We start from the raw sequence: 11,588 nt of genomic DNA on the forward strand, positions 1-11,588 counted from the left end.
TTGTCGGCCTCGCGGAGGATCTTGACCATCTGGTCTTCGGTGAATCGGGACTTGCGCATGGGCTCCTCGCTCTGTCGGGAGCCATCCTCTCAACTTTCAACTGGTCCGAAAATCACCCGGCAGGTCAGCCGTGCGCACACCGGGCGGGCGCCGGCCCGGTCAATCTTCCTTTCGCCTATCGTGATCCCATGACGTCCTCGCTTACTGCCGCCCGTGGCGGCCTGCTCGCCCTGCCGCTGCTGCTCCTCGCCCCGGCCGTCGCGGCCGCCGCCGGCCTCCCGACCTCCTTTACCGCCGGCGGCGTGGAGTACGGCGCCAAGGGCACCGTGCAGTACGACGTCAACCGCTTTGCCGACGATGCCGGCGCCTTCGAGGACGCCGATGACTGGCGCCGGCAGGAGCTTTACCTGTTCGCCCGCAGGAAGGGCAGCTTCGAGCTGACCGCCGGCTACGACTTCCAGGCCGAGGCCTGGGCCGACGTGTTCCTCAAGCTGGAAACGGCCGCCGGCGATTTCCGCGCCGGCCAGCAGAAGACCCTGGTCGGCTGGGAGGACTACGGCACCGGCACCAGCTCGACCCTCTACCTGGAGCGCTCGGCCGCGGAGAACGCGTTCTACCAGGGCCGCCGCGTCGGCCTGGAGTGGACCTGGACCGAGCTGGAGAACTGGCGCTTCGCCCTGGCCGGCTACACCGGCCCGGACCTGGAGGACGAGAACGACGGCACCACCGTCGCCGGCCGCGTGGTGCACACGCCCATCGCCGACGACACCCGCGTGCTGCACCTGGGCGCCAGCGCCTCGCGCGAGCGCCGCGACGACGGCATCGCCCGCTTCCGCGCCCGGCCCAACGCCGCGCTGACCGACGTGCGCCTGGTCGACACCGGCCGCCTGGCCAGCGATTCGATCGACCGCCTCGGCCTGGAAGCGGCCTGGCGCGACGGCCCGCTGCTGCTGCAGGCCGAACTGCTGCACGGCCACAACGACGCCCCGTCCGGGCAGCCGGACTTCACCGGCCGCGGCTGGTACGCGCTGGCCTCCTGGGTGCTCACCGGCGAGACCCGCCCGTACACCAACGCCGCCTTCGGCAACCCCAAGCCCTCGCGCGACACCGGCGCGTTCGACGTGCAGCTGCGCTACGCCGACCTGGACCTGGACGACGGCGTGATCCGCGGCGGCCGCCAGCGCGACTGGACCCTGGGCACCAACTGGTACTGGGGCAAGCACCTGAAGCTGCAGGCCAACTACGTGTGGCTGAAGACCGACCACGCCGGCGTGTCGCTGGACCCGGAGATCTTCGAAGCGCGCGTGCAGTTCGCGTTCTGATTGCCCGCACAGCCGGCAGGCGCCACTCCAGCGCCGTCGGCCCCGGTTGTAGGAGCCCATCCTCATGGGCGACCCCCGCGCCCGCTCCGAACCGGATCGCACCACACCGCACAGGCTCCGAGCGCATGCCGCCTGTGCCGGGGTGGCGTGTCGCCCATGAGGATGGGCTCCTACAGGAGAAGGTGCCGCGCCGTTGCCGGTCCTGCGCGCGGCGGAGCGCCGGAATCCGCGTTGCATCGCTTCGACCGCGGCAGGTCCCTTGCCGCGCACTAAGCCGTCGCCGATCATCCCTCGACCACCGTCGAAGGGATCGCGATGTCGAGCAGCAAGCATTGCCCCGAGTGCGAGAGCACCCACCTCTACGTCCACGGCGACATCAGCGCCCGCGGCGGCTACGGCCCGGACCTGCTGCCCGGCACCAGCGGCGTGTTCACCAACGCCAAGATGAAGGCCATCGTCTGCAAGGACTGCGGCCTGGTCCGCTTCTTCGCCCAGCGCGACACCCTGGCCAAGCTCAGCAGCGACAAGGGCTGGCAGCGCCTGATGTGATGCGCTCTCGTAGAGCCGGGCTTGCCCGGCTTCGCGGTCGCGAGGGAAGGCGCAGCGGGCCAGGGCCCGCTCTACGAAGATCGCATCGCTTCGATGCGCACGATCATGCCGGTCCATCCAACGCAATCGGCCCTGCCGGCGCTCCGATACACCTGCGCCACGCCGCGCTCCCGTAGAGCCGGGCTTGCCCGGCTTCGGTGGCGCGCGAGGGAAGGCGCAGCGGGCCAAGGCCCGCTCTACGAACGGTGCGTCGCTTCGATGCGCACGGTCATGTCGATCCATCCAATGCAATCGGCCCTGCCGGTGCTCCGACACGCCTGCGTCACGCCGTGCTCCCGTAGAGCCGGGCTTGCCCGGCTTAGCGGGCGCGAGGGAAGGCGCAGCGGGCCGAGGCCCGCTCTACGAGGAGCGCGCCGCCCTGCGGCGCGGGGCGAGGCGCGGCGCCGCGCTCAATCCTCGTCGTCGCCCTCGACCACCTTGCGCTGCATCGCGTCGAGGTAGGCGTCGGCTTCGGCGACCGAGGTGAATATCTCGTTGAGCGGCACCGCCTTGACCAGGTCGAACACCTTCTGGATCTGCGGCTGCGGGTTGACCACCAGCACCCTGCCGGCGCGCGCGGCCAGCGCCTTGCGCGCCTTGAACACCGAGCGGATGCCGGCGCTGCTGATGTAGTCCAGGCCCTCCAGGTCGAGCACCAGCGAGATCACCGCCGGGTTGGCCAGCAGCGGCGCCAGCGCCTGGTCGAGCTCGGCGTAGGTGTGCGTGTCCAGGCGGCCGCCGATGGCCACCCGTTGCACACCGCCGTTGGCGGGGGCGATCTCGGTCCTCAACAGACTCATGCCTGGCTCTCCATGTCGTGGGCGGCATCCAGCCGCAGGGTGACGCGCAATACGTTGCAGCCGTCGACGCGCTGGTAGGCGATGTCCTCGGCCAGTTCCTTCACCAGGAACACCCCCAGCCCGCCAATCCCGCGCTCGCCGATGTCCACGTCCAGCGCCGGCGCCGCGTGCGCGGTCGGGTCGAACGGCTCGCCTCGGTCGCGGAACTCCAGCCACAGCCGGCCATCGTCCACGCGCGCGTGCATCTCCAGGGGCGCTTCGGGCGCGACCGCGTGTTCGACCGCATTGCACGCGATCTCCTCCACCACCAGCCGCGCATCGTGCGCAGCCGCCGGGCTGGCGCCATGCCGCGCCATCAGGTCGTCGATCGCGTCGGTCATGCGCAGGACGTCTTCCGTCGTATGCGCCACGCTGATGTGCACCGAAGTCTCCCCCTTCGCGCCGACAGCATGCGCCTGCGCCGAAAGGTTGTCGAGGTCGCGGGCGCGGCTGATCGCCAGGATGGTGGTGTCGTCCGAGGGCGGCGCGGCGCCGACGAATCGCTGCACGTCCGCCAGCAGCCGTGCGCAGGCCTCGGCCGCGCCCAGGCCGGCGGCGGCGGCCAGCAGCAGGCGCTCGGTGCCGTACGCCTCCTCGGCCAGGTTGAACGCCTCGGTCACGCCGTCGGTATAGGCCAGCAGGCAGTCGCCCGGGGCCAGCGTGCCCTGCCACAGCGGGAAATCCTCGCTCACCTCGAACCCCAGCGGCGGCCCGTTCTCCAGCACCAGCATCTCGATCCGGCCGTCGCGGTGCAGCAGCAGCGGCGGGTCGTGGCCGGCGCAGGCCAGCGCCAGCGCGCCGCTGAAGATGTCCAGCCGCCCGCACAGCACGGTGGCGAACATGCAGGTCTCGTTGCCTTGCGCCAGCCGCCGCGAGCCTTCGGCCAGCGCCTGCGCCGGCGTGGCCGCGGTCTGGATCGCCACTTCCAGCATGGTCACCGCGCGGGCCATGAACAGCGCCGCCGGCACGCCCTTGTCGGACACGTCGCCGATCACGAACCACAGCTCGCCGCCGCCGCGCTCGATGAAGTTGTAGAAGTCCCCGCCCACGGACTTGGCCGGTTCCAGCAGCGCCTGCGCCTCCACGTGCTCGCCGCCGCGGTCGATGGTGCGGCCCTGCGGCAGCATCGCCCGCTGGATGTCGCGCGCGATCGACAGTTCGCTCTCGAGCTTCTGCCGGGCCGCGCCCATCTGCTCGATCTCGGCCATCTGCCGGCGGATCGACTGCCGCGCCTGCTCCAGCGTGCGCGCCAGCACGCCGACCTCGTCGCGCCGCTGCTGCTGTGCCAGCGGCACGTCCGCGCCGCCGGCGATCGCGTGCACCGCGCTGCGGGTCAGCTCCTCTACCGGCCGGCTGACCTGCTTGCCGACCTTGCGCACCAGCAGCGTGGCCAGCAGCCCCAGCACCAGGCTGGCGCCGACCAGCACCAGCAGCGCCTGATTGAAGCGGGCGATGATCGGGTCGTAGGTCTGCCCGACCAGCAGCACCCAGCCGCTGTCGCCGACCGGTTCGACCGCGGTGAAGCGCATCTGCCCGGTTTCGTTGTCCTGGTGGGCCAGGTGCGACGGCTGGCGCTGGCGGGCCGCGTCGGCGGCCCACTGCAGGTCGTGCCGCCCGGACTGGTCGATGTAGGCCTGCAGCGTGTCGCGCAGGGCGATGCCGGCGATGGTGCTGAAGGCGACCGTGCCCTCCGGCGCCAGCAGGGTCACGCGCATGCCGGGCAGGTGGGCCAGGCTTTCCACCGGCGCGACAACGTCCTCCAGCAGCATGTCGATGCTGGCCATGCCCTGGCCGCCCGGCAGCGGCAGGTTGTAGGTGGCCATCCACACCTGGCCGGCGGTCCGGTTGAGGTAGGGCTCGGACCACCAGCCGTCGCGCGCGGCGAGGGTGCGCTGGTACCAGGCCTGGGCGCGGAAGTCGTAGCCGTCGGCGAGGAAGTCGCGGACCCGGCCGTCGCGGCCGACGTAGCGCGCGTAGCCCGGGCCGCCGGCGCGGTCCGGTTCGACGATGACCAGGGTGCCGGCGGTGCCGGGCACCGTCCCGGCCAGCGCCGCCTGCGCCTGCTGCACCTGCGCCGGTTGCAGCCGCGCCTGCGCGACCAGCTGCGCCAGGTTGCCTGCGGCGATCGTCAGCGTGCGCAGCCGGTCGTCCAGCCGCCCGGCCGCCTCGATCGTGGTGGCGCGGGTGTCGCGCTGGGCGCTGTCGAGGATCTCCCGGCGCAGGTACCAGGCCGTGGCCAGGGTCACCACCAGCATGAACAGCAGGGTCAGCAGCCCCGACCACAGGGCGATGCGCGTGCGCAGGCTGTGGTACCAGCGCACGCGTTCACCGGACAGGCCGGTGATCGGCACTTCGGAATCGGCGTCGGTCATGGCCGCGGGCTCCCCCGTGCGGAGCGGCATCGCGCCGATCATATGCCGCCAACGTGCGCCACGCGGGGCGGCGGTCACGGAATCAGTCGTCGCGCCGCCGGCTGATGGCCAGGATGGTGATGTCGTCGGACTGTGGCGCCTGCCCGGCGTGCCGGCGCACGTCCTCCAGCACCCGCTGGCAGGCGGCCTCGGCGTTGTCGCCGGCGCGCAGCACCCGCAGCAGGCGCTCGCTGCCGTAGGCGCGGTGCTCCGGGTCGAACGCCTCGGTCACCCCGTCGGTGTAGCCGAGCAGGGTCGCGCCGGCGGCCAGCGCGCCTTCGTACAGCGGGAACTCGTCGCTGGGCTCGAACCCCAGCGGCGAGCCGGCCGGCACCGCCAGCAGCGCCGCGCTGCCGTCGGCCTGCAGCAGCAGCGGCGGCTCGTGCCCGGCGCTGGCCAGGCGCAGGCGGCCGCTGGCCACGTCCAGCCGCCCGCACAGCACGGTGGCGAACATGCAGGTCTCGTTGTTCTCGGCCAGCCGCACCGAGGCGGCGGCCAGGATCTTCTCCGGCGAGCCGTGCCGGCGCGCCTGCTGTTCCAGCACGGTCAGCGTGCGCGCCATGAACAGTGCCGCCGGGATGCCCTTGTCGGAGACGTCGCCGATGGCGAACCACAGCACCCCCGGCTCCAGCTCGGAGAACTGGTAGAAGTCGCCGCCGACCTCGCTGGCCGGCTCCAGCAGCGCGTGCGCCTCCACGTGCATGTGCCCGGTGTCGAACGCGCGACCGGCCGGCAGCATCGACTGCTGGATGTCGCGCGCGATCGACAGCTCGCTCTCGAGCTTCTGCCGCGCCCCGGCCATCACCCCGATCTCGTGCATCTGCTCCTTGATCGAGCCGCGCGCGGCGTCGAACGCTCGCGCCATCACCCCGACCTCGTCGCCGCGCTCGACGTAGGGCAGGGGATAGTCGAAGTCGCCCTCGCTGAAGTGGTGCGCGCTGTCGGTCAGTTGCTCGATCGGCGCGGCGATCGCGCCGCTGTAGCGCCGCGCCAGCCACAGCGCCACCAGCAGCGCCAGCAGGCTGGCCAGCGCCACCGCCAGCGCGACCCGGTCCAGCCGGTGCAGGAAGTGCTGGTCGGAGGTGGCCAGGGCGAAGGTCCAGGCGCTGTCGGCCACCGGCATCACCACCGTGCCCAGCACTTCGCCGTCGGCGTCGCGGGATTCGAACGAGGCCGCCGTGCGCGTGGCGATCGCCGCGGCCAGCGGCGCCAGGTCCTCGCCGCCGGGCTGGCCGACCAGCTCGGCGGCGCTGCGCCGCATCTGCACTTCCGGATCCGGGTGCACCACCGCCAGGCCTTCGGGCGAGAACAGCATCGGTCGCAGCCCGGCGCCGTTGAGCCCGCCGACCAGCGCCGCCAGCCGTTCCAGCGGCACGTCCAGGCTGACCATGCCCACCGCCGGCGCGTCGGCCGCCGCCCCGGGCGGGCGCAGCGGCAGGTTGTAGGTGGCGAAGAACTCGCCGGCGGTGGCGGCGTTGGCGTACGGCTCGCCCCACCACGGCCCGGCCGCGCTGACCGTGCGCTGGTACCAGGGCATCACCTTGTAGTCGTAGCCCAGGTCGGCCACCGACTGCTCGACCAGGCGCGCGCCGTCGCGGCGGATGTACCAGGTGAACCCGTCCGCATCGCCGGGCAGCAGCCCCGGCTCGATGATGATCATCGCCCCGGCGATGTCCGGGTCGCCGGCCAGGCTGGCCACCAGCAGCGAGCGCAGGTTGGCCGGTTGCGCGCCCACCCCGGTGGCGCTGGCGGCCAGGGTGCGGCCGCTGACCTGCACCGACTCGAGCGTGGCCTCCAGGCTGCGCACGGTCTGGCGGGCCAGGCTGTCGGCCTCGGCGCGGGCGTTCTGCACGATCAAGGCGCGCGCGCCCAGGTAGAACGCCAGCGCGGTGAGCAGCAGCAGCCCGGCGTTGATCACGCTCGACCACAGCACCATCCGCGTGCGCAGGCTGTCGCGCCAGCGCACGCCGCCGGCGGCCACCACGTGCGGGTGCGCCGGGACCACGTCGGGACTGCCGGTCTGCGGGACGGACATGCGGTGGCCAGGGGCGGCGTTGCGCTGATCCTACCCACAAGCGCGGCGATGGTGCCGTGCACAACGCGCGCTGTCCCCGGGACTGTCCCGGACACGGTATCGATTGCAACAGAAACTGCTTCGTCCGCCTCGACTTACGTCCCGACATACGCCCCCGTAGCGAGGCGGGCGCAAGGGGCCATGCGCTAAACTCCCGGGTCCACAAGAACGTATACGCCGCGACCCCCACGCGCGGCACAGGGAGTGATATGAACTGGCTGAACGAGGTGCTGCAGAACGATCCGGATCCGGTCGAGACCCGGGAGTGGATCGAGTCGCTCAAGGCGGTCATCGACCGTGACGGCCCCGAGCGCGCGCACCTGCTGCTGGAGGACATGGTCGAGCTGACCCGCCGGTCCGGCGCGTTCCTGCCGTTCTCCCCGACCACCGAATACGTCAACACCATCGCCCCGCACCTGGAAGCCAAGAGCCCGGGCAACGCGGACCTGGAATGGCGCATCCGCTCGATCATCCGCTGGAACGCCATGGCCACGGTCGTGCGCGCCAACCGCAAGCCCGGCGACCTGGGCGGCCACATCGCCTCGTTCGCCTCGGCGGCCACGCTCTACGACGTGGGCTTCAACCACTTCTGGCGCGCCCCGTCGGAGAACCACCCGGGCGACCTGCTGTTCATCCAGGGCCACAGCGCGCCGGGCATCTACGCCCGCTCGTTCCTGGAAGGCCGCATCAGCGAGAGCCAGCTCGACAACTTCCGCATGGAAGTGGACGGCCGCGGCATCTCCTCCTACCCGCACCCCTGGCTGATGCCCGACTACTGGCAGACCCCGACCGTGTCGATGGGCCTGGGCCCGCTGGCGGCGATCTACCAGGCGCAGTTCATGAAGTACCTGGAGCACCGCGGCCTGATCGAGCCGTCCGACCGCAAGGTCTGGTGCTTCATCGGCGACGGCGAGTCCGACGAGCCCGAGACCCTGGGCGCGATCGCGCTGGCCGGCCGCGAAGGCCTGGACAACCTGGTGTTCGTGGTCAACTGCAACCTGCAGCGCCTGGACGGCCCGGTGCGCGGCAACGGCAAGATCATCCAGGAGCTGGAAGGCGTGTTCCGCGGCGGCGGCTGGAACGTGATCAAGCTGCTGTGGGGCAGCTACTGGGATCCGCTACTGGCGCGCGACACCAACGGCGTGCTCAAGAAGCTGATGATGGAGACCGTCGACGGCGAGTACCAGAACTGCAAGGCCTTCGGCGGCGCGTACACGCGCGAGCATTTCTTCGGCAAGTACCCGGAGACGGCGGCCATGGTCGCCTCGCTCTCCGACGAGGACATCTGGCGCCTGAACCGCGGCGGCCACGACCCGCACAAGGTCTACGCCGCCTACCACCAGGCGGTGAACACCAAGGGCATGCCGACCGTGATCCTGGCCAAGACGGTCAAGGGCTACGGCATGGGCAGCGCCGGCGAGTCGCTCAACCCGACTCACCAGACCAAGAAGCTGGACGACGACGCCGTGCGCGCGTTCCGCGACCGCTTCAACATCCCGCTCAGCGACCAGCAGCTCAAGGACGCCGAGCAGGTGCCGTTCTACCACCCCGGCGAGGACTCGCCGGAAGTGCAGTACCTCAAGGAGCGCCGCGCCGCGCTCGGCGGCTACCTGCCGCAGCGCCGCCGCAAGGCCAGCAAGTCGTTCACCGTGCCGGGCCTGGACAAGTTCGAGCGCCTGCTCAAGGACAGCGGCGAGCGCACGTACTCGACCACCATGGCCTTCGTGCAGACGCTCAACATCGCCCTGCGCGACAAGGAACTGGGCCCGCACCTGGTGCCGATCGTCGCCGACGAGGCGCGCACCTTCGGCATGGAAGGCCTGTTCCGCCAGATCGGCATCTACGCCCCGTTCGGCCAGAAGTACAAGCCGGTCGACTCCGACCAGCTGATGTACTACCGCGAGGACCAGGCCGGCCAGGTGCTGCAGCAGGGCATCAGCGAGCCGGGCGCCATCGCCAGCTGGATGGCCGCCGGCACCAGCTACTCGGTGTCCAACGTGCCGATGCTGCCGTTCTACATCTACTACTCGATGTTCGGCTTCCAGCGCGTGGGCGACATCGCCTGGCAGGCCGCCGACATGCGTACCCGCGGCTTCCTGCTCGGCGGCACCGCCGGCCGCACCACGCTCAACGGCGAGGGCCTGCAGCACGAGGACGGCCACAGCCAGATCCAGGCCGGCTTCATCCCCAACGTGCGCAGCTACGACCCGACCTTCGGCTACGAGGTCACCGTGCTGCTCCAGCACGGCATGAAGGCGATGATGGAAGACCAGGTCGACGAGTACTGGTACCTGACCCTGATGAACGAGAACTACGCCCACCCGGAAATGCCGGCGGGCGCCGAGGCCGGCATCATCAAGGGCATGTACCTGCTCAAGGACGCCGGCAAGCCGAAGAAGGGCGAGCTGCGCGTGCAGCTGCTGGGCAGCGGCACCATCCTGCGCGAGGCCATCGCCGCGGCCGAGCTGCTGGACAAGGACTTCGGCGTCACCGCCGACATCTGGTCCTGCCCCAGCTTCAACGAGCTGCGCCGCGACGGTTTCGACGTCGAGCGCTGGAACCGCATGAACCCGGAAGCCAAGACCCCGCGCAAGGCCTACGTGACCGAGCAGCTGGAAGGCCGCCAGGGCCCGGCGATTGCCGCCACCGACTACGTGCGTGGGTTTGCGGACCAGATCCGCGCGTTCGTGCCGATGAGCTATACGGTGCTGGGCACGGACGGGTTCGGTCGTTCGGATACGCGTGCGAACCTGCGGCGGTTCTTCGAGGTGGACCGGTACTACATCGCGCATGCCGCCATCGCCGCGCTGGCGAAGGACGGGAAGATGACCGGCAAGGACGTGGCCCGGGCGATCAAGCAGTACAAGATCGATCCGGAGAAGGCGAATCCGGTTGGGGTTTGAGGCTGCGTTGTCGCTGAGATCAGAGGGCCGCCGTAAGGCGGCTCTCTTTTTGACATCGACCACAAGGGGTTGAGATGTCAGGACTTTGCTGGGATTGCGCAGTAGATGCATATCTTGCGCGGCGTATAAAAGCCAACGGCCACGTTGGTCTATGCCTCGAATGCGGTGGAAATAGAAGACGTGTAATCGAACTCGATGACTTAGCTAGAATCATCGCTGAAATAATCGAGGTGCACTTTGAGCTCGGCGAAGAGGTCAGAGTGTTTGATGGGTACGACGATGACCGCGGACACTACGAGCAGCGCGGAGATGACTTGGATTCAACTGTTCAAGAGATCGCTGGGCAGTACTTTGGCTTCCAAGACGACCTTCTGGACGCAATCGTCGAGCAGGATGATTGCTGGCCCCCGGATGGCGATGAGCCTTTCCTGGATCGCAACTTCAACTACACACCCCGTCCGATCTCTGTAGCTAGCTACTATGAAAGGTGGGAGGCTCTGCGTGAGGAGCTGCGTACGCGTAGGCGCTACTTCAGCGCAGAAGCTAGTTCCTTCTTCTCCGAAATATTCTCGGACATCGAGTTGCTTGTCGCGCATTCGGAGGGACGAGAAGAGTCTGTCGTTAAGAATTGTGCTCCTGGCTTCGAAATATATCGAGGCCGTCTATGCAATTCCGACTCTGTGGCAGGTGCGATAGTCGCGTCGCCTTTCAAAGAAGTGGGTCCGCCGCCGTCCGAAGTTGCAAGATCGGGGCGCATGAACGCTGAGGGTATCAGCGTTCTATACGCATCTTCGGATCTTCACACGTGTGTAGCAGAGTTGCGCCCATCAATCGGGTCGCGTGTCGCGGTGATCACTCTTGTGACAACTAAACAGCTGCGACTCGTTGATTTTCGTGCACTTGAATCCTCGCGAAAACCTGGTGCGATCAGTTATTTCCAAGACGACTTCAGTGAAATATTGGAACGAAGCGCGTTCATTCGCGGCCTTCATAGGGTTATTTCTACTCCTGTTATTCCTGGGCGCGAGCATGAGTATCTAGTGACGCAGTTGATGGCGGAATATCTGGGGCACGTACGCAAACCCGCATTCGACGGCATAATTTTTGAGTCGGTGCAAAAGCGAGGGGGGGCGAACATCGTCCTTTTCAGAGGAGCTTCAGATTTTCCCGTTAGCTACAGAGATAATTCTGTAAGCTTTTATTCTGTCTCCGCCATGCAGTACACCCACACGAAAGAGGCTTATTTCGAGAAGTCGGACGGATCGATCTTGTTCCACTTCGAGGGCTATGACGATTTGGAGTGGTAGCAGGCAAAGACGGGGGTCAGGTTGGAGCGACCCCGGTTCTTCGGACAGTGGACCTAGGGCACATACCCCAGGCGATTGAACCGCTCTTCATATTGAGCGGGTGATTGGTAGCCCAACGCCGAGTGCATGCGCGTGCGATTGTAG

The 11,588-nt window shown here is 68.7% G+C and carries 7 protein-coding genes; 4 read left to right on the forward strand and 3 right to left on the reverse strand.

The genetic code is table 11. From position 1 onward, the window contains the following. The first annotated feature begins 188 nt into the window (after nucleotides 1–188). Together CSC66_RS16925 and CSC66_RS16930 are read left to right on the forward strand one after the other, a co-directional pair. Nucleotides 189–1,322 carry an OprO/OprP family phosphate-selective porin gene (locus CSC66_RS16925; RefSeq protein ID WP_162378587.1) on the forward strand — a complete coding sequence of 378 codons (1,134 nt, stop codon included), beginning with the start codon at nucleotides 189–191 and terminating at the stop codon, nucleotides 1,320–1,322. A 315-nt stretch (nucleotides 1,323–1,637) separates the two neighbouring features. Next, nucleotides 1,638–1,871, forward strand: a complete 234-nt coding sequence (locus CSC66_RS16930) for a hypothetical protein (protein ID WP_162378588.1) — start codon at nucleotides 1,638–1,640, stop codon at nucleotides 1,869–1,871. Between the two features lie 449 nt (nucleotides 1,872–2,320). Here CSC66_RS16930 and CSC66_RS16935 read toward each other — a convergent pair whose 3' ends face one another. From CSC66_RS16935 to CSC66_RS16945, 3 genes are all read right to left on the reverse strand, one after another. Beyond that, complete coding sequence (locus tag CSC66_RS16935) at nucleotides 2,321–2,710, reverse strand: STAS domain-containing protein (protein WP_162378589.1); 390 nt, start codon at nucleotides 2,708–2,710, stop codon at nucleotides 2,321–2,323. Continuing rightward, complete coding sequence (locus CSC66_RS16940; RefSeq protein ID WP_162378590.1) at nucleotides 2,707–5,121, reverse strand: SpoIIE family protein phosphatase; 2,415 nt, start codon at nucleotides 5,119–5,121, stop codon at nucleotides 2,707–2,709. Before CSC66_RS16940 ends, CSC66_RS16935 begins: the two co-directional genes overlap by 4 nt. Before the next feature lie 82 nt (nucleotides 5,122–5,203). Further along, complete coding sequence (locus CSC66_RS16945) at nucleotides 5,204–7,195, reverse strand: SpoIIE family protein phosphatase (protein ID WP_238394444.1); 1,992 nt, start codon at nucleotides 7,193–7,195, stop codon at nucleotides 5,204–5,206. 248 nt (nucleotides 7,196–7,443) lie between these two features. Between CSC66_RS16945 and aceE the strand changes: the two genes are divergently transcribed. Continuing rightward, nucleotides 7,444–10,137 (forward strand): pyruvate dehydrogenase (acetyl-transferring), homodimeric type, encoded by a 2,694-nt coding sequence (aceE, locus tag CSC66_RS16950; RefSeq protein WP_162378591.1) that lies wholly within the window; start codon nucleotides 7,444–7,446, stop codon nucleotides 10,135–10,137. Between the two features lie 230 nt (nucleotides 10,138–10,367). Next, nucleotides 10,368–11,444: an RES family NAD+ phosphorylase gene (locus CSC66_RS16955; RefSeq protein ID WP_162378592.1), complete on the forward strand. Its 1,077-nt coding sequence runs from the start codon at nucleotides 10,368–10,370 to the stop codon at nucleotides 11,442–11,444. The last annotated feature ends 144 nt before the right edge of the window (nucleotides 11,445–11,588 follow it).

The organism is Pseudoxanthomonas kaohsiungensis (assembly GCF_010211765.1).
Lineage (GTDB): Bacteria > Pseudomonadota > Gammaproteobacteria > Xanthomonadales > Xanthomonadaceae > Pseudoxanthomonas > Pseudoxanthomonas kaohsiungensis.

Coding starts and splice junctions, on each gene's coding strand:
- CSC66_RS16945 (WP_238394444.1), bottom strand. CDS start 7,195: ATGTCCGTCCCGCAGACCGGCAGTCCCGACGTGGTCCCGGCGCACCCG.
- aceE (WP_162378591.1), top strand. CDS start 7,444: ATGAACTGGCTGAACGAGGTGCTGCAGAACGATCCGGATCCGGTCGAG.
- CSC66_RS16935 (WP_162378589.1), bottom strand. CDS start 2,710: ATGAGTCTGTTGAGGACCGAGATCGCCCCCGCCAACGGCGGTGTGCAA.
- CSC66_RS16940 (WP_162378590.1), bottom strand. CDS start 5,121: ATGACCGACGCCGATTCCGAAGTGCCGATCACCGGCCTGTCCGGTGAA.
- CSC66_RS16925 (WP_162378587.1), top strand. CDS start 189: ATGACGTCCTCGCTTACTGCCGCCCGTGGCGGCCTGCTCGCCCTGCCG.
- CSC66_RS16930 (WP_162378588.1), top strand. CDS start 1,638: ATGTCGAGCAGCAAGCATTGCCCCGAGTGCGAGAGCACCCACCTCTAC.